Raw genomic sequence first — 19,317 nt, 5'->3', positions numbered from 1 at the left:
ATTATATATATTATATAGTCCTATAAGACTTATTTCTTTAAACAAGTCTTGCTTAATATTTTCCTCCTTTTTCTCTTCTATTACCTCAGGCTTTTTACCATATACTTCTCCAGCACTTATATATCTTTCTTTAAAAAAGGCTGAAACACCTTTAATTTTTTTATAAACAATAAGTTTTTCTAAAAGATTTCTTTCTTCATCTTCTTCGTTTTCATCCTCTTTTTTAATTTTAGGCAACAAGTGTTTTGATTTTATTTCAATAAGTGTTGCCGCAACCACAATAAATTCTGATGTAATATCTAAATCCATTTTCTTCATTTCATTAATATAATTCAGATATTGATTGGTAATTTCGAATATTTTTACATTATATATACTCATTTGATTTTTCTTTATTAAGTGTAATAGCAAATCAAACGGTCCCTCAAAATCATTTATCTTTATTCTTGGAAGTTCCATATGTTGTTTTTATACCTCCACTATTAATTCATATATTATAGTTATACTAAATTATGTTGCTCCACTATATATAATACCAATATATATCTATCAAAACAAGAATGTTTAGTAACGTTCATATAAAGGTTTAATACGATTTTAATTTTAAAATATTGCTTATTTTCATTATCAAACTTTAGAAAAAGCTATATGAACAAAATATATCAAATAAAATTAACATAGCTTAATAATAAAGATTTCCTCAAATTATTAAGCTATGTTTTATTCTGTTTTTCTATTATATTTATTAGAAAATTAGTATTTTATTTAAACTCCCTTTTCAAATAAATTCTTAATATTATGCTTAATGTTATCAATTATATTACCTTTCTTTATATCTCTATCGCAATATATTGATACCTCTCCAACTTTTTCATCACCTAAATAAACTTCATATTTACCAACTATATCTCCGGCTTTATACTCTTTTTGTAATTCTTCAATAACAATTTTCTTTTCTAACTCTTTGTTTTCTCCCTTAGGTAAAATTACAACCAAGTCATCTTTTGCCATTGCCATAAAGAATTTATCAGTTTGTTCATCCATATAAACTTTATCTATTTCTTGATCCTTTGACACAAGTTTTTTACCTTCGTATTTTGAGAATCCGTGATTAAGTAACAAACCTGCATCACGATTCCTTATTTTATAAGTTGGTGCTCCCATAATTACAGATAGCATTCTTACTCCGTTCCTTGTTGCCGTAGCACTTATACAATATTTGGCTTCATCTGTAAAACCTGTTTTTAGTCCGTCGCATCCTTCAAAAAACCTTACCAACTTATTATGATTTACAAGTTCTATTGGAGATTTTCTTCCCTCAGATATGGTCTCCATATAAGTTCCTGTATACTTTAAAACTTTCGGATGATTTAGTAGTTCCCTAGACATTATCGCAATATCCTTTGCTGTAGATAAATGTCCTTCTGCAGGTAAGCCATTGCAATTTTTAAAAGTTGTATTATTCATTCCTAGCTCTTGTGCTTTTTTGTTCATCATATTAACAAAATCTGCCTCAGTACCACCTAAATATTCAGCAAGTGCAACAGCAGCATCGTTCCCTGAAGCAATAGCTACTCCTTTTAAAAGTTCTTCTACAGTTCTTATTTCCCCTGTATCGAGAAGCATTGTACTTCCACCCATTTTCTTAGCGTTTTCACTACAAGTTACTTTATCATCAATCTTGATTTTTCCGCTATCAACTGCCTCCATAGTAAGTAACATTGTCATAATTTTAGTTACAGATGCAGGTGCAAATTTTTCATCTGCATTTTTTTCATATAGTATTTTTCCGCTCATAGGCTCCATTAGTAAGGCTGATCTTGCTTCTATTTTAGTTCCTTCAGCCTTAGCATTTTCATTTGCTTCTACAGCATATGCTAAGTTAATTGGCAAAAGTAATATTGTAAAAATAAATATCAAAGTTAAAGATAAAATTCTTTTTATTTTATTTTTCATTTTACTGCCTCCTTTCAGAATTAGTGTTACCATAAGAACAAATAATATAACAAGTAATCCAAAATTCCTCAAAGATTTGACAAGAAATTTATCTCATATTTAATTTTATATTCCAAACTTCTATTCTAATATTTTTTGAACTCTTCCAACAATATTATCTTCAAGCATAACTTTTATGCCTCGATTATGTATTTGAGAATTCGTAAGTATTCTTTTAACTATTCCTTGTGTTAGCTCACCTGTTCTTTGGTGCTCTTTTTTTACTACAAGTACCTTTGACCCAATCTTAATATTTGACCTATTAATTCCGTCCATTATTCCGCCTCATTTACATTTTATTTATTATCGAATTTCATGCCACCTAAAAGTGCAGCAAATGGATTTTCGTTGAAATCTTCTGCTTCTTTTTTCATTTTTTTCATATAATTATTTACTTCTCTTTTATCAACTTTTCCATTATTTTCGAACCTCTTCTTAAATTGCGCAGCCTTTTCTCTAAAATTGCAAGTACTTCCTGTGCATACATATATAGCACCTTCTCCATGACCGCGAAGCTCTAATTTCTTTTTACATTCAGGACATCTTGCGTTTGTAATTTTTGCTACGCTTTCTCTATACCCGCATTCTCTATCCTGACAGACATTCATTACACCATTCTTACCTTTAACTTCTAATAGATATTTTCCGCAATTAGGACATTTTTTTCCTGTTTTATTGTCATGAACGAATTTTGTATTTCCACCCTTTACGTCTTCCACAAGTGCAATAGCATAATTCCTCATTTCTCTGATAAATTCATGATCACTTGATTTACCTTTTGAAATTTCATCTAATCGCTTTTCCCACTTTGCAGTTAATAGTGGTGATTTCAGTTCATTAGGAACTAATTCAATTAATTGTTTTCCTTTAGATGTTGGAACTATATCCTTGCCTTGTTTTTCTATAACAAAAGAGTTAAATAGCTTTTCTATTATATCTGCTCTCGTAGCAACTGTGCCAAGGCCTCCAGTTTCATCTAATGTCTTAGCTGCATCCTTACCTACACTTACATATTTATGTGGATTTTCCATAGCAGATAATAATGTTCCCTCATTAAATCTTGCAGGGGGATTAGTTTGACCTTTGTTTAATTTAACATCTTCTATCTTAAACTTATCGCCTTTATTAACTTTAGGTAATACTTGTTCCTTGATGTCATCTTCTGAGGATTCATCTTCAACCTTATCATAAAGTTTCTTCCAACCTTTAGATGTAATCACTTTACCTTGAGCTATAAATTTTTCTTCTTTAACTCTTCCCTCAATTGTTGTTTGTATGTATTCAAAAGGTGGAAGCATTACACTCAAAAATCTCTTAACCACTAAATCATAAATTTTTCTTTCCTCTGAGCTTAAAACAGCTAAATTAGGTTTTTGCTCTGTTGGAATAATAGCATGGTGATCACTTACCTTTGAATCATCCACAAATCCTTTATGTCCATTAATCTTTCCTCTTAATAATTCTTCTGCAGCAATTCTATACTCTCCAATGGAAATAGCTTTTAATCTTTCTGGAATAGTTGCAACTATATCTTTTGTAATATATCTTGAGTCAGTTCTTGGATAAGTTAGTATCTTATAATTTTCATATAATCTTTGCATTATCCCTAATGTCTGTTTAGCCGAATATCCCCATATCTTATTGGCATCTCTTTGTAGTTCTGTTAAATCATAAAGTGCTGGTGAAAATTTCTTTTTACTTACTTCGCTGACATTTACAATTTCACCTTCCGCCCCTTTAGCTGATGCGACAATTTTATTAGCATATTCTTCTTCAAAAATTCTAGAATTATTATCTTTATTCACCCACGAAAGATTATACCCTTTTGTTTTTGCTCCTATCGTATAATACGTTCTCGGCTTAAAGTTTTTAATTTCTTCTTCTCTTTGAACTATAATAGCTAATGTTGCAGACTGCACACGTCCTGCGGATAATTGAGCATTATATTTACAAGTTAATGCTCGTGTTACATTCAGTCCAATAAGCCAATCTGCTTCTGCTCTACAAACAGCAGCCTTATATAGATTTTCATATTCTTTTCCCAATTTAAGATTTCTGAACCCATCTAAAATTGCCTTATCTGTTTGGGATGATATCCACAATCTCTTAAGCGGTTTTTTTACTCCAGCTTTTTCTATAATCCATCTTGCAACTAATTCCCCTTCTCTTCCTGCATCAGTCGCTATTACTATTTCATTTACATCTTCACGTAACATTTGCTTTTTCACTTCATTATATTGTTTACCAGTCTTTTTAAGCACAGTTAGTTTCATATGTTTAGGTAACATCGGAAGTGTCTCCATGTTCCATGTTTTATATTTAACATCATATCCTTCTGGATCCATAAGACCTACCAAATGTCCCATAGCCCAAGTAACTATATATTTACTTCCCTCTATATATGAACCTTTATTTTGTGAACATTTTAATACTTTCGCTAAATCTCTACCTACACTCGGCTTTTCAGCTAATACAAGAGTTTTACTCATCAATTTTCTTCCTCTCTCAATGACTTTTAAAATATTTTTAATTACATTTACCCATTATATCATATAAAAATACAAAGAGTTACCTTTAAAATTTTAAGCGGTAACTCCTTATAATTTAGCATTTATTTTATAATGTATTTTATCCTCTTTGTTACTTGTAAATATTTTTTAATTTCTTCCTTGTTTTCTGCTTTAAAAGTCACTTTCTTTTGACCAATATTAGTTTTATATTTAATTATGTATTTATTATCTTTTTCTTCTGACGAAAAACTCTCAACTCTATCCCAAATCATTACATATGAGTTTACCAAGAATCCGTTTTCTGTTATTCCACGCTTATTGCCAATAAAAGCCAGAGGTAATATCGCTATTCCAACTATTATGTCTTGTAATCTATAATTATTTGAAAGGAATGTAACAACTACAAAGCCAACTACTAGTATTGGCATTATTATTTTATATTTATTAATTCCTTTGAAAATAAGTTTATTCTTTATGTCGATTCCTATAAGAACTATATCTATAATAAGAATAAATGCTATAATTAAAATCGTTGATATATCCAAATTTCTCACTACTTTCTATAAAAAAATTCTATTTAAATTCCCTTTTTTCTTAAATATTATTAATGTATTTCTTCAACTCACTTTCATCTTCTTTTTTAAATACTAGCCTTCTCTTAATATTTTTATCTGTGATATAAAATTTTCTCCCAAAGCACCTTATTATAGCATATTTTATATATTTTCTCTATAAATGTGCTACCTGTTAAAATATATATTATCCTTTTGACACGTTTTATATTAATTACATAGTATATCAATTTGTAAATATCATTCTATTTAGTTTAATTGTCGTATATATTTAAATATATGCATTTTGAGATTAAATTACGTATTGGATAAATATTATACAACTAAAGGAGGTATTTCATGAGAATTAAAAGTTGGACAACGACAATAGACAACATTACCTATAATATAAAATATACTTCGTCATTTTTAAAAAAAGAATTATTTGTTAATGATAAACGTATTAGGCTTCAACCTTCAAAAACTTTTGGAGTAACTCGAGAAACATCATTTGATTTAGGTACTAAAACTGCTATTTTGGTAAATATAGATAATGATTGTGATATTTCTATTGATGGTTATTACTTAGATTCTGGAGAGAAATACATTGAAGTTAGGAATATACCAATTTGGAATTATATTTTCTTATGTATAGTATCTACAATCTTCATGTTTTCTCATGGCAATATATGTTCTGCTCTCTTCACCTTAGTTGGTTTTTATTTTCTTATAAGGACAAGTATCGAACCATCTTTAACTGTAAAAAAACGTATAATAATTTGCTCAGTAATAACATTTTCTATGCATTTGTTTTTTTGGAAAATTTTATATATATTGCTTTCTATACTATAGATTACTTAGATTTTAGTTAGTTGAATTATTTATTTATTCTTAAATTATTAGAAACATATTAAATTTACTATTATTAATTTTGATTAATGGCACATACTATATTTGTACACAAGAAAAAAGGAGATGATTCTATGGATAATAACAATAATAAAGATTACTCAAAAAGTAATTACTTGCGAAATGGGAATAAAACACAAGGACAGTATGGGAAAAGCAGTTATAATACCACAATAAAAAGACCTGGAATAAACGAAAGTGGATTAGAAGCTGAAAAAAGAGGTTTCTAAAACATTACTTAAAATTATATATTTTTAGCTTTGAATAAAAAATGAGTTTCTTATAAAAACTTTTTATAAGAAACTCATTTTCTATTTGCAAATAAGTATCTTTAAAACATATATCTTTATAATACTAAATTTTTAAAAATTAATATTATATTCTTCAAGTAAACCTAATATTTTCTTTACTGCATGTTTAGCGTCTTTAGGAAGTTTGTCCATGGCTTGCTGCCTTTGATTTTCATCTCCTATCTGAGCTATTTGTATTACTTTCTGTTGAAGCCCTGGAACTTTATTAAGTTCTAATACTACTTTATTAAATTTATTGGCAAATTCCGGGTCCTGTTGCATTCTTTGTTGAACCATAATAATTAATTGATAAGGATTCACTTATATAGGCCTCCTATATTTCCTTGTTACTTGATATCATCATATTCATAATTCAATTAAATGTGCACTATATTTTCTGTTAGAAATTAAAACCTAAATACAACTTTTATTCTATGTACATTATGCCAATAGACTTTAATTTAAAAATAAAATTGCTTCTTATTATAAATAGAATTAATAACAAAGAGGTTTCATTAATTTAGAATGAAACCTCTTTGTTTATTAGTTATATAATGGATGTTTGTCACAAAGAGCTTCCACTCTTACTTTTAGTGATGATAAATCTCCAGCTCTATTATCTATTGCTTCGCCTATAATTGCTGCAATTTCAGCCATATCTTCCTTTACAAAGCCTCTAGTTGTTATAGCTGCAGTACCAATTCTTATTCCAGAAGTAACAAATGGACTTCTTGTCTCATTAGGCACTGTATTTTTATTAACTGTAATACCTACTGAATCTAATAACGCTTCAGCTTCTTTTCCAGTAATGTCTTTATTATTTAAATCAACTAAAAATACATGGTTATCTGTTCCACCTGATACAATTTTAAATCCTTTAGCTATCAATTGATTTGCAAGTTCTTTACAGTTTTCCACAACATTTTCACCATATATTTTAAAGCTTGAATCTAACGCTTCTTTAAAACATACTGCTTTAGCAGCAATAATATGCTCTAGCGGACCACCTTGGATTCCTGGGAAAATGTTTTTATTTAAAGCTTGAGCATACTGCTCTTTGCAAAGTATTAGCCCACCTCTTGGACCTCTTAAAGTTTTATGAGTTGTTGTTGTAACAAAATCAGAATATGGTACTGGTGATGGATGAACACCTGCAGCGACAAGTCCTGCGATATGAGCCATATCTACCATTAATAATGCTCCAACTTCATCAGCTATTTCTCTAAATTTTGGGAAATCTAATATTCTTGCGTATGCGCTTGCACCTGCTACTATAAGCTTTGGTTTATGTTCAATTGCAAGCTTTCTTACATTTTCATAGTCAATCATTTCAGTTTCCTTATCAACTCCGTAAGATACAAAGTTAAATAATTTTCCTGAAAAGTTAACTGGAGAACCGTGAGTTAAATGTCCACCATGGCTTAAATCCATACCTAAAACAGTGTCTCCTGGTTCTAATACTGCAAAGTATACAGCCATGTTTGCTTGTGAACCTGAATGTGGTTGAACATTTGCATGTTCTGCACCAAATAATTCTTTAGCTCTGTCGATTGCGATTTGTTCTATTTCATCTACAACGTGACATCCGCCATAATATCTTTTATTTGGATATCCTTCAGCATATTTATTAGTTAAATAAGAACCCATGGCTTCCATAACAGCTTCACTTACAATATTTTCTGAAGCTATTAATTCTATTCCTTTTTGTTGTCTAACTAATTCTTTCTCAATTAGATCATAGATTTCTTTATCTTCTTTTTGTATATTTTCAAAATTCATCCTAATAATCACCCCAATATTTTTTTTATATTCAAATTATAAGATTTCTTAGTAAATTTATCAACTATTTTTTTACCAAGTAGATCAATTTTAGTAAAATTTGTTGCAATTTATATCATTTTGATATTAATTATGTTAATTTTATTGCACAGTTTATACTATTCACTAAATAATATGTTTTTCACAACCATCATATAATATTATCTCCCTATATGATTTTTTTATTATATGTTATAATTCTGTTATTATAAAAATTCAATGGAGAATAAAATTATGGACTTAGATAAATTACTTAAAGTTTCTACTCTTGCAGGAAAAATTATGTTGGAAAGTGGCGCTGAAACTTATAGGGTTGAAGAAACTATTAGCAGGATATGTCTTGCTTTTGGTGCTCACACTGTGGATAGCTTTGTGATCCCAACTGGAATTATAGTTACAGTTACCTACTATGATGAGGTTTCAACACTAGTTCAAAGAATTACTTCTAGAGGCGTAGACCTACATAAAGTTGATTTAATTAATGATCTTTCAAGAAAAATTCAAACTGAATCTATTGATATTGATGATTTTAAAAATGAAATCATCAATATATTAAAGGAAAATAGATATTCTCGCTTAGTTACTCTATTATGGTCTTCTATTGCAGCTGGATGCTTTAGTATTATGTTTGGTGGAAATATTAAGGATTTCCTTTCTGCGTGTTTAATTGGTGCAGCAATTAAAATAGTTGTTATAATCTGTGAAAAATTAAATATAAACGAGTTCTTTATCAATTCTTTAAGCGGAGGTTTATGTGCGCTTTTAGCTATAATACTCGTGCAATTAAACTTTGCTAACAATTTAGATAAAACTATTATAGGTTCTATTATGCTTCTTGTCCCTGGACTTACAATTACTAATGCTATCAGGGATACTATAGCCGGTGATTTCTTGTCCGGCATAACAAAAGCTTCTGAAGCATTTTTAGTTGCAGTATCTATTGCTGTTGGCACTGGAGCAATTTTAAGTGCTTATATAAATAATTTTAGTTAGTTTATTACATAAAATAAGAACAATTTAACTTTGTTATATCTTTATTCACAACATTTAGGAGGTATCATGGTTACACAAATTGCAAGCGCATTTTTAGCATCTTTTGGTTTTGGAATAATTTTCAATATAAAGGGTAAACATTTAATATTTGCTTCAATCGGGGGAGCCCTAAGCTGGTATTCTTATTTATATTTAAAAGAGAATAATGTAAGTGATATTTTATCGCTATTTATCTCTTCAATATTCTTTAGTATATACTCTGAAATTTGTGCAAGACGTTTAAAAACCCCTGTAACAACTATAGTAGTCTGCGCACTTATCCCACTAGTCCCTGGCTCCGGCATGTATTATACTATGTATGAAACCATAAGCGGAAATATAAATAATGCTGTAGAGCTCGGAGTAAATACATTAGCCAGCGCTGGAACATTGGCATTAGGCGTAATATTTGTATCTACCATAACAAAACAAGTAACAAATATTAAAAAAGTTAAAGAAAAATTATTGGAAAAATAATTTAATTAAGTTATTTTTCCAATAATCTCTTAATTTCCTGTATTTCTTCCTTCAACTCAATTATGCATAATTCCAATTGTTTTATTTTATCATTTTTATTTTCATCTGAACCTTTTTCCTTACTGTCATTTTTTCTTGAATTATTAGAATCACCCATGTTTGAATTGGAATTTTGTGATGTATTACTTTGATTTTGAGTACAGTACTGATTAGCTGAATTGTAGCTTTTAGGATGAAAGTATCTTCCAGGACCACTTTGGAAATATTGCTGCTGCGCATTATAAGTTTCAATTACTTGACCAACTAACTGCAGCCAATTTCCTAATGCATTTTGAATATTAAATGGAAGCCTTCCCGATATTATATTTCCTAAAATCTCTCCAACTAAAATAAATAGCTGGGGATCTAAACCTTGGAATCCATTTGGAATATCATTACATCCTATATTATTAAATTCATTATTTACATTCCCTGTATTTGAATTGCTATTTTCACTATTTTCATTGCAGTTAGTGTATCCGCAGGCTCTAACTAAATCATCGAAACTGCCCCATCCCTTAAACTCCATAGATGCCTCTTTTAAATAATTACTTCCCTTTAGTATATTTTACATTCTTCAGGAATGTTACATTTACATCTCAAGTCTTCTTTCAAGTTCTAAAAGTCCATCTTCTACTTCTTCTAGAGGAAGATTACCTTCCTTTAACTTATCATGATTCATTTCTTTAAGCCTATTGTAAAATTTTATTCCTTCTAAAATAATACTTACATCATTATTAGTTTTTCTAATCATATAAAATAAAGTATCCTCTGCTTTATCAAGTTTATTAGCTAATTCATAAATTCTTAAAATCTTCTTATCAATATCTAAAGAACTCTCATATTTACTTAATTCTTTTGCTACATAAGCTGCATCATCTAAGTACTTCGGATTTATTTCATCATCTTCATTATAGGCTTTATAAAAACTTTCTATAGCCTTTTCATAATAATCAATTTGAGAATTTTCCTTATTTTCTTTTCCGCTAATTGAACCCTGCAGCTTCATAAAACAGCCAAATGCAATAAACTTTTCAGCATTGTAGTGCATTTCATTAGCAATAAATCTTTCTAAACTATTAAACGAAAAAATATCTACTGTTCCTATATCTATTCCAATTATAGATTTAAGTCCTTTATTTACTATTTCTTTTGCTTCGTCTATATTACCAGTAGATATACTTTTTTCAACCTCTTCAGTTGTTAACATCAGAGTATTCTCTAATTCTTTCATAAAATCATTTTTTATCATTTAATTACACCTCATATTTAAAAGTTCTATAATATATATTCCCATAAATCATACCAAACATCAATCTTTATCTAAAGTCAGGCACATCCTTAGTTATACCAAAAATAAATAATAAAATTACTATACGGCACATTTTTACACAATTTTCATACTATATACTATAAATAGAATCTCAAAAACGAATTTTAAGAGAAAAATATGATAAACTTATGATAATGTGGAGGTAATTTATGAGTTATATTTGTGAAGACGAACGTGATTATGAATTTTGTGACAATCGTCCTGTTTGCAGGACTTATAACCGTGCTCCTGAACCTGGTAGAGCTTTATTAAACGTTGGTTCAGGTGGGGTTGGATCTCTTCCTGTAATTTCAACACCACTATCTAGACCAATACCTGTAGCTAGTGTTTCTATAGATACAGGTAGAATGTGCAATCCTAAAGTTCTTTTGACATTTACTAGTATAATTGCTTTACCTGTAGGTATTTTAGTAAATTTAAACTTTACACTAATTAAAACAGTTGGTAACGGATCTCCTCAGCCAATAGGTGGAACTTTCACTTTTGCTGAATCAGTTGAAGTATTAGAATCTGAGTCATTTTCTTTCCAATTCTGTGATTGCAATGCAGCTTATGATAATACAACTTATACAGTTCAACTTGAACCAAGCAGCTTAATTTCTGTAACAGCTGGTTTAACAATAACTAATGCAGTATTATCAGCTTTAGCTGTTGAAACTTTATAATTAGGAATAATTATAATATTAGGGAGCTCTTTTCAAGAGCTTCCCTTTTATTTTTGTATAAATTGCCTTAGTAATCATGTATATAATCATTTAAATAAATAAGCCATTTTAAACACATTAGTTTTATACTAAAAAAGTATTTATTACTTATGTTCAAAACAGCTTAGTTTATTAAATTAATTCTAGAACTTTTAACACTTCTACACCAATATTTCTTTCAACACCCTTATAAGGATAGCAGTGAATATGGATAGCAGGATTAAAGTTCAGCTCAATTATGGCATAATTTGAATTTTCATTACAATAGTCCTCTAACATCATATCCACACCACAAATTCTAGCATTTACTGCCCTAGCTGCTTCGACTGCTATTTTTTTAAACTTATCTGGAATATCATCCGTGTAGTCTATGCTATCTCCACCAGTACTTATATTAGAATTCTCTCTTAGATAAATTACTTCATCTTTTTGAGGGATATAATTAAAATCTTTATTTTGCTGTTTTAAAAATAACTTAGCATTTTCATCCAATATAATTTTTTCTAAAGGTGTTACATAATGATATCCTCTAAGAGGGTCTTGGTTCTTTATTTCAACTAACTCAGTGATAGATCTTACACCGTCACCTTTTACATTAGCAGGTACTCTATGAAGTATTCCCACAACCTCATCATCTATAACCAAGAAGCGGTATTCCTTTCCTTTTATGAATTCTTCAATAAGAATTGTGTTATCATGATTAAAAGCAATCTCCAATGCCTTCTCGATGCTTTCCGAGTCTGCTCCCTCTTTAAATATACTTATGCCTAAACCAAAATTAGTTGATTTCGGTTTAATAACTATTGGAACTCCAATAAAATTCTTTATTACATTTTTAGCTTCATTAATTGAGTTAGATTCTATACCTTTTGGAACGTTAATATTATTATCCGCCAGTACTTTCTTTGTAACACTCTTATTCTCCATAATCAAAACAGTTACATAGTTATCTTTAGACGTCTTTGTGGCCTGTTTGATATATTCAACTTTATTATTCCTCGTAAGTGATATGAAATTCTCAACTCTATCTAAAACTTCGACAGTTATACCTCTTTTTATTGATTCTTTCAATAAAATTTGAGTTGATAATTCTAAATCTTCATAACCTTCCAACTTAAATCTATTACTATAAGAACTCTTTTTATATACTTTAGCGATATTTATATGTGCTCTAATATATCCTTCTTCTTTGACTTTTTCCTCAATCTTGTAGGCGTATGTTAATTTATGATCTTTTATCTTTTCGATCATATTATTAATAATTTCTTCTTTATCAAGATTAAGTTCTTCATTTATACATTTAATCTTATTTAATATTTCTAATCCAAATGCTTCCTTAGTAATTAATTGACCATCTTTTTTTAGCATAAGTTCCTTTTGGCCAAACTTTGAAATTATGTTTTGATTTTCATTTCCTTCTTCTTGCCACTTAGCGTAATCACTCTCATCATTGATAAGCAAAAATAAGTTAAATAATTGCAGAAAATATAAATCATTCAAGCTTATTCCTCCCTTTTCAAAAGGATTAATATCAATGCTTCTGTATTCTAGATACTGGATTCCGTCATTCTTCAATGAATCAAAGAATTTATCAACATTTTTAGGTTTTAACCTCACACAGCTATATAATTCTTTATAGCTGTCAATGAGTTTATCATTTATAAAACCTTTTAAACTATTAATATACTCGTCTACTGAATTATAATTTGGAAATAAGTCAATTTTATTTTTATATCCACATTCGCTATTTCTATAAGACAAAGCTCCCTCATTAGAGAAACTATCTTGAGCAATTTCTTTTGATGAATTAACACAAGTTTTAATGTAGCTTTTATCTACTACACCGCTTGCACCTAATAGGTAAATAAGAAGCCATCTATATCTTAAGTAATTTCTTGTTACCCTTAAATATATTTTATTTTTAAACTCTTTATAATCAACATCCTGATTACTGCAACCTGAATCTCCTAAGAAGTGAATATGTTTTTTATTATTAAACAATTTAGTAATCATATCATCACTAAAAGAAAAATTGTAGTGTATTCCACATATTAGCTGCTTTTTGCCACCATACTTTTCTATTAAACTTTGTCTATATAGTCTTGCTTGTTTTCCTTTATTATTTTCACCATATTCTGCAATCCTAATCTTATCATCATCTGGTACTATCCCTGGCATTGATTGTGGCCAAAGATACTCATCCCCTATTTCCATCGCAACTATATCATAAAGAGCATTTGTGAAATTATAAGTTTCTTCAATATTTTTAAATGGAGGTGTTATAACTTCAATTTGACCTTCTGCAAAATCTGTTGTTATATATCCATTTTCAATCTTATCACCAAATACACTTGGGTGGGAAATTAGTGATAACTCTCCTTTATCGTTAACTCTTAAACTCTCCCTTTCAATGCCAAAATTTCCTTTTAATAATTCTTGAGGAGAAAATAATTCTTTCAGTTTGCCTAACATTGATTGCCTCCTTATTAATAATTTATAACTATCTAAAATTCTTTTTTACTTCAATTCTATAAAGTAAATATGCTACTATCCCCTTTAAGACACTGGATAATGAAATACTTATCCAAACACCAGCTAATCCAAATGGTTTTATTAAAATCATGGCCATTGGAATCCTTAGCCCGGTAAATAATACACTTATAACTGATGAAATTTTTGGTTTACCAATACCTGTAAACAATCCATTTGATACTGTTTCTATTGTACTAAATATCTGTGAAAATGCTACAACTTGCAAGTACGTTTTTGATATTTCTATTGTCATATCATCTTGAACAAACAATCGAATAAGTGGTAAATTAAAAAACATAAAGATAAACGCAGTAATCAATGAATAAATAATGCCAATTTTTAATGCAGCACTATAGCCATCTTTAATTCTATTGTATTTCTTAGCACCGAAGTTCTGCCCTGTGAAAGCTGCAATTGCACCGTGAAGTCCTCCGATAACCATGTAAGTAATTGATTCAATTTGAAGACCTATTTTTTGTGCAGCAATAGCATTGGAACCAAACAAAGCTATAATTCTTGCTAGCAATATATTAATAACAGTAAATAAAATCCTTTGGATAGCCATAGGAAACCCTAATTTTATTATTTCTTTAACTTTTTCATAACTAAATTTTATATTATGATTATATTTTAATATTTCTGAGGATTTAAATAAATATAGGATAAACATAATAATATTAGCTATTAAAGTTGCAATTGATGCCCCCAATACACCAAGTCTAAACACATATATAAATAATGGATCTAATATTATATTCACAATTATCCCTATTGTATTAATCTTAAAAGCTAATTTATTATTTCCAAAGCTTCCTAGAATTCTCGCATATAATAAATTAAAAAATACCAAAAATATCGTTGGTCCGCTCAAAACCAAATACAAATATGCGTCTTTTTCAACATTCTGGTTATTTAATTGCAAAAAATCTATAAGATTTTTTCCACCTAACATTAATATTAAAGCAAAGATAAAACCAATTACAATATTTATTAAAATTCCAGAATTAATATAGCTCTTTACCCCTATATCATCTCTACGGCCAATAGCGTGAGCCACTTTTATTCCTGTCCCAATAACCACCAAGGAATTAATTGAGTACCCTAAGCCCAAATAAAAGCTTGCTGAACCTATACTTGCCACTGCATTGCTGCCTAGCGCTCCAACCCAGACCATATTAACCAAATTATATGTAAACTGCAACAAAGAGCTTCCCATTATTGGAACTGAAAGGTTAGCTAGAACTTTTATAGATCTTCCTTCTGTAAGGTCTATTTTCTTCATTCCATCCTCATTCCTACTTTGCAAATGTTGTTTATAAATTATTTAACGAATAATTTATGTATGAGTATATTTTATTATTAAAAGTGCAAAATTTCTTTAAATACAATCAGTAGTTTCTTTGTAATCAGTAGATTCTCTTTTAATGTTATTAATATAATCGTATTTCTCACTACATATACAATCATCTTTTTCTGTAACTAAATTCATTATAAATAAAACTAATCTATTACAATTATTTATATTAAGTTTATATAAATTCCAAATTCCATCTTTTCGAGCTTCAACAACACCACAATCTATTAGAACTTTCATATGATGAGACAGCGTAGGTTGCGTAAATTTAAAACTTTCTAATATCTCACAAGCACACTTTTCGCCTCCTGAAAGTAAATCAATAATTTTAATCCTATTTAAATCACTTAAAGCTTTAAGTATCTTTGCATTTTTTTCGTAATTTGTACTCACATTATACTCCTTTCTCAATATTATCCATATTGAATTTATATTATATAGTATAGATATTCATCTATGTGTAGTCAATATTTTTTATTCTTTAAATACACTAGTTTTAATTCATATACATATTTATCTATTTGTCTCTAAAAAGTAAGTTAATTGTTTGTATTATATTGTTACTTAATGTTTTTTGTGTGCTTTCTAATAATTCTTGTGAAAATATAAAGCCAAGGATTAACCTTGGCTCGTTCCTTTTTATTAATTTGTTTTATACTTAACACTTTAAATCTAATCTCTACTAATTCAGCGTCTTATCCGCGACATTATGCATTTACTATCTCCCCGCCATTTACATGTATTACTTGGCCAGTAATATAAGAAGCACATTTTGATGCTAAAAATACATATGCTCCTGCACATTCAACTGGTTGACCTGCTCTCCCAAGGGGAGTATCTGATCCAAATTTAGAAACCTTATTTTCATCGAAACTTGCAGGAATAAGTGGTGTCCAAATAGGTCCTGGCGCTACAGCATTTATTCTTATTCCAGTTTTGCCTTTTGCCAAAGCTGTTGATAAAGATCTGGTAAATGCAACTATGGCTCCTTTTGTCATAGAATAGTCAATTAGAGTTTCATTTCCTTTATATGCTGTAACAGAAGCTGTATTTATTATACATCCTCCGGCTTTTAAATATTTTAGCGAAGCCCTTGTCATATAGAATGTTCCATAAACATTTGTCTTAAATGTTTTATCAAAGTTTTCGTTTGTTAATTGTTTCAAATCTGTACATTCAAATTGGACAGCTGCATTATTTACCAATATATCTACTTTACCAAATTCTTGAGTTGTTTTTTCTAATACGCTATCACAAAAATTAGAATCTCCAATATCACCATCTATAAGTGTACATTTTGTTCCTATTCCATCTATGATCTTTTTTGTTTCCTCAGCATCACTTTTTTCATTAAAATACACTATTACAATATTGGCTCCTTGCTTAGCATAAGCAATTGCAACAGCTTTACCTATTCCACTATCTCCACCTGTAATAATAGCAACTTTATCCTTTAAATTATCTCCCTTTTTATTATACTCTGGATCATCAAATATTGGTTCTGGTTTCATCTCGTGTTCTAACCCTGGTTGCTCATTCTGCTCTTGTTTTGGAAATGATTTTGGAAAATCCATAATAATCCCTCCTATTTGTTAAACTATTTTTTCTAACAAATAGTTTTTCCTATATATTAAATATTATTAATAATAAAGCTTCTGATAAGTAAAAGGCCTTTCAAATCTCCCACAACTTACCAGAAGCTATTAATATTATTTTATTTATTAATCAACTTTCTCAATTGCAAGACCAACTAAACCTGGCCCAGTATTTACCCCTAACGCTGGACCAATTGTACCAGTTATTGTACATTCCACTACATTAGGAAGGTCTTTTATTGATTCATATAAGCTCTCAACTTTATCTAAACCATGACCATCTAAAATCCAAGCTTTATATTTTCCTTTTTCTAGGTAACTTTTGAATATTTCTGTCAACTTAGATACAGATTGTTTTGAACCTCTTACCTTTGCTGCTGTTCTATATGTGCCATCATTAGCTACTGTAATTATTGGTTTTAAATTTAAAAGCTCACCAACAGTACCAGCAACTTTTCCTATTCTTCCTCCTTTTTGAAGATATTCTAATGTATCTATAGTAAAAAATAAATCTATTTTTTCTCTAAGGGTTGGTAATATATTTACAATAGTGTTAAATGATTTACCTTCTTTAATTAATTCTGCTGTTTCTAATACCATTGCGCCCTCTGCCATTGTTAGTGTTTTAGAATCAAAAACATGAGTTTCAAGTTCTGGGAAATTCTCACTCACTAATCTTACAGCATTATATGTCCCAGAAAATGCCGCTGATATTGTTATTACAATTACATGCGTATAACCTTCCTCAACTATTCCCCTAAAGACATTATTAATCTTTTCTATGCTTGGAAGGGATGTCTTTGGAATTTCTGTTTTTAGTCTTTTATACATCATTTCAGGAGATATTTCTATTCTATCTTCAAATTCTCCATCAGAGTACAAAATCTTAAACGGCAACATTTTTATGTTATTTTCTTCTAGTATTTCAATACTTATATCTGAAGCGCTATCTGTTATTAGTGCAACTTTTTCCATAATAATTCCTCCTAATTTTAATTTTTGTTAATATTTATACCGTTTGTGAGCAATCTCTAAATTTCCTACAAAAATATCAATCTAATTGAATATTAGAACTTTAGATTGTAGCAATACATTTACTCAATTAAGCTAAATAATAATTTTTTCTATTTAATTATAACACCTAAAAGCCGAGCAAGTTCAACGGCCTGTATTGGAGATACAATTGCATCTTTCAATTCTTTTCCTATTAATGAAATCTCTGATATATCATTATCTCTTAAGTCAATATTTTTAAGTGCAGTATTGGTAAATTCAGAGTTACTCAAGTCGCATTTTGTATAAGAAATTTTGTTAAAATTGCATTCTAAAAAAATTGTCCCTCTTATGTTAGAATTATTAAAACTTGTATTTTTCATTTTTGAATATCCAAAATTCATGTAATTCCCAAGAACCTCATCAAAAAAGACATCCTGAATATTACTTTCACTAAAATTCGCTCCAGTAAGTTTACAACTTTTAAATTCTACTCTATGTATACTACTATCAGAGAAGTCTATGTTGGATAAATCGCAATTTTCAAATATTACATCTAATAAATCAATATTTTTAAAACAACATTCATTAAATGTCACATTTACAAACTTACACCTACTTACCTCAACTTTTTCTTCATTTATATGATCTAAACTAGTACTGTTAATTACAACTCCTTCTAAATATCTTTCAGTTGTTAATTCATAATTTATATCACTATTTTCCTTTAGTAATTTATCAAATTTAGGTTTTGCTATTTTAATTAATTCTATCATGTGTACTCCCCCTTCTGAATAATATAATTATCTATAACTATAGAATATACTAATTACTATTATATCAAATAATTCAGCTTTTCAAGGACACATTTTCCATAAGATATTATCTTTCAATAATTAAAAAGATAATATCATCTAATCCCACAGAATATTATAGCTAACAATTAAAAATCCTTTACTTACATTTTATCCAATTTTTCTTGAAATCCTTCATTACTTATTTAGTGTGAAAACTATTTTTGACATATTTATTGGTAATAATTTATATAGATTAAAAAGATCATCAACTTTTCTATTATTCTGTAAACTCCTTTTACGATCTTCAGTAATTTAAAAAAGAAAGTTTAACCCAAAGTTAAAACTTTCTTTTTTAAATAGAGAATTAAACTTAAAAGCAATTATTTAT

General features: G+C 28.9%; 20 protein-coding genes. 5 read left to right on the top strand and 15 right to left on the bottom strand.

The window, feature by feature from the left end:
• The 5 genes from CLCHR_RS20695 to CLCHR_RS20675 all read right to left on the bottom strand — a co-directional run.
• The coding region (locus tag CLCHR_RS20695) for a segregation/condensation protein A (RefSeq protein ID WP_169896862.1) at positions 1-459 on the bottom strand (459 nt) is incomplete at its 3' end.
• Between the two features lie 306 nt (positions 460-765).
• The gene (locus CLCHR_RS20690) at positions 766-1,956 is read right to left on the bottom strand and encodes a D-alanyl-D-alanine carboxypeptidase family protein (protein ID WP_079441814.1); all 1,191 of its coding nucleotides are present in this window, start codon (positions 1,954-1,956) and stop codon (positions 766-768) included.
• A 120-nt stretch (positions 1,957-2,076) separates the two neighbouring features.
• Positions 2,077-2,271 carry a YwbE family protein gene (locus tag CLCHR_RS20685; protein ID WP_079441813.1) on the bottom strand — a complete coding sequence of 65 codons (195 nt, stop codon included), beginning with the start codon at positions 2,269-2,271 and terminating at the stop codon, positions 2,077-2,079.
• A gap of 20 nt (positions 2,272-2,291) precedes the next feature.
• A complete protein-coding gene (locus CLCHR_RS20680) occupies positions 2,292-4,484 on the bottom strand; it encodes a DNA topoisomerase III (protein ID WP_079441812.1) in 2,193 nt (730 codons plus the stop codon).
• Positions 4,485-4,606: 122 nt separating this feature from the next.
• Positions 4,607-5,059 (bottom strand): DUF5673 domain-containing protein, encoded by a 453-nt coding sequence (locus CLCHR_RS20675; protein ID WP_242966170.1) that lies wholly within the window; start codon positions 5,057-5,059, stop codon positions 4,607-4,609.
• A 357-nt stretch (positions 5,060-5,416) separates the two neighbouring features.
• Here CLCHR_RS20675 and CLCHR_RS20670 point away from each other — a divergent pair, with 357 nt between their 5' ends.
• Together CLCHR_RS20670 and CLCHR_RS24990 are read left to right on the top strand one after the other, a co-directional pair.
• Positions 5,417-5,908 (top strand): hypothetical protein, encoded by a 492-nt coding sequence (locus CLCHR_RS20670; protein WP_079441810.1) that lies wholly within the window; start codon positions 5,417-5,419, stop codon positions 5,906-5,908.
• 131 nt (positions 5,909-6,039) lie between these two features.
• On the top strand, positions 6,040-6,195 hold the full coding sequence (locus CLCHR_RS24990; protein WP_169896861.1) for a hypothetical protein: 156 nt from the start codon (positions 6,040-6,042) through the stop codon (positions 6,193-6,195).
• 132 nt (positions 6,196-6,327) lie between these two features.
• Here CLCHR_RS24990 and CLCHR_RS20665 read toward each other — a convergent pair whose 3' ends face one another.
• Positions 6,328-6,576: a hypothetical protein gene (locus CLCHR_RS20665; protein WP_079441809.1), complete on the bottom strand. Its 249-nt coding sequence runs from the start codon at positions 6,574-6,576 to the stop codon at positions 6,328-6,330.
• A gap of 222 nt (positions 6,577-6,798) precedes the next feature.
• Positions 6,799-8,034: a serine hydroxymethyltransferase gene (gene glyA, locus CLCHR_RS20660; protein ID WP_079441808.1), complete on the bottom strand. Its 1,236-nt coding sequence runs from the start codon at positions 8,032-8,034 to the stop codon at positions 6,799-6,801.
• A 273-nt stretch (positions 8,035-8,307) separates the two neighbouring features.
• Between glyA and CLCHR_RS20655 the strand changes: the two genes are divergently transcribed.
• Positions 8,308-9,066 (top strand): threonine/serine exporter family protein, encoded by a 759-nt coding sequence (locus tag CLCHR_RS20655; RefSeq protein WP_079441807.1) that lies wholly within the window; start codon positions 8,308-8,310, stop codon positions 9,064-9,066.
• Between the two features lie 66 nt (positions 9,067-9,132).
• Positions 9,133-9,582, top strand: a complete 450-nt coding sequence (locus tag CLCHR_RS20650; RefSeq protein WP_079441806.1) for a threonine/serine exporter family protein — start codon at positions 9,133-9,135, stop codon at positions 9,580-9,582.
• Positions 9,583-9,592: 10 nt separating this feature from the next.
• Here CLCHR_RS20650 and CLCHR_RS20645 read toward each other — a convergent pair whose 3' ends face one another.
• Both CLCHR_RS20645 and CLCHR_RS20640 read right to left on the bottom strand, forming a co-directional pair.
• Positions 9,593-10,150, bottom strand: a complete 558-nt coding sequence (locus CLCHR_RS20645; protein ID WP_079441805.1) for a hypothetical protein — start codon at positions 10,148-10,150, stop codon at positions 9,593-9,595.
• Positions 10,151-10,213: 63 nt separating this feature from the next.
• Entirely contained in the window at positions 10,214-10,873 is a 660-nt protein-coding gene (locus CLCHR_RS20640) for a DUF6483 family protein (protein ID WP_079441804.1), read from the bottom strand.
• Between the two features lie 230 nt (positions 10,874-11,103).
• Between CLCHR_RS20640 and CLCHR_RS20635 the strand changes: the two genes are divergently transcribed.
• Complete coding sequence (locus tag CLCHR_RS20635; RefSeq protein ID WP_079441803.1) at positions 11,104-11,619, top strand: DUF4489 domain-containing protein; 516 nt, start codon at positions 11,104-11,106, stop codon at positions 11,617-11,619.
• A gap of 171 nt (positions 11,620-11,790) precedes the next feature.
• On the opposite strand, the gene gshAB is transcribed toward CLCHR_RS20635, so the two are convergent.
• The 6 genes from gshAB to CLCHR_RS20605 form a co-directional block, all read right to left on the bottom strand.
• A complete protein-coding gene (gshAB, locus tag CLCHR_RS20630) occupies positions 11,791-14,130 on the bottom strand; it encodes a bifunctional glutamate--cysteine ligase GshA/glutathione synthetase GshB (protein ID WP_079441802.1) in 2,340 nt (779 codons plus the stop codon).
• A 28-nt stretch (positions 14,131-14,158) separates the two neighbouring features.
• Positions 14,159-15,472: an MATE family efflux transporter gene (locus tag CLCHR_RS20625; RefSeq protein WP_079441801.1), complete on the bottom strand. Its 1,314-nt coding sequence runs from the start codon at positions 15,470-15,472 to the stop codon at positions 14,159-14,161.
• A gap of 96 nt (positions 15,473-15,568) precedes the next feature.
• On the bottom strand, positions 15,569-15,937 hold the full coding sequence (locus tag CLCHR_RS20620; protein WP_079441800.1) for an ArsR/SmtB family transcription factor: 369 nt from the start codon (positions 15,935-15,937) through the stop codon (positions 15,569-15,571).
• A gap of 314 nt (positions 15,938-16,251) precedes the next feature.
• Positions 16,252-17,118 carry an SDR family oxidoreductase gene (locus CLCHR_RS20615; protein ID WP_079441799.1) on the bottom strand — a complete coding sequence of 289 codons (867 nt, stop codon included), beginning with the start codon at positions 17,116-17,118 and terminating at the stop codon, positions 16,252-16,254.
• A gap of 147 nt (positions 17,119-17,265) precedes the next feature.
• Positions 17,266-18,114 carry a DegV family protein gene (locus tag CLCHR_RS20610; protein WP_079441798.1) on the bottom strand — a complete coding sequence of 283 codons (849 nt, stop codon included), beginning with the start codon at positions 18,112-18,114 and terminating at the stop codon, positions 17,266-17,268.
• Positions 18,115-18,263: 149 nt separating this feature from the next.
• Positions 18,264-18,908, bottom strand: coding sequence for a pentapeptide repeat-containing protein (locus CLCHR_RS20605; protein WP_079441797.1), 645 nt, complete (start codon positions 18,906-18,908; stop codon positions 18,264-18,266).
• Positions 18,909-19,317 lie beyond the last annotated feature (409 nt).

This window comes from Clostridium chromiireducens, from assembly GCF_002029255.1.
GTDB classification, from domain to species: domain Bacteria; phylum Bacillota; class Clostridia; order Clostridiales; family Clostridiaceae; genus Clostridium; species Clostridium chromiireducens.
The sequence above is the reverse complement of the archived record's forward strand: the minus strand, read 5'-3'. Positions and strand labels throughout refer to the sequence as shown.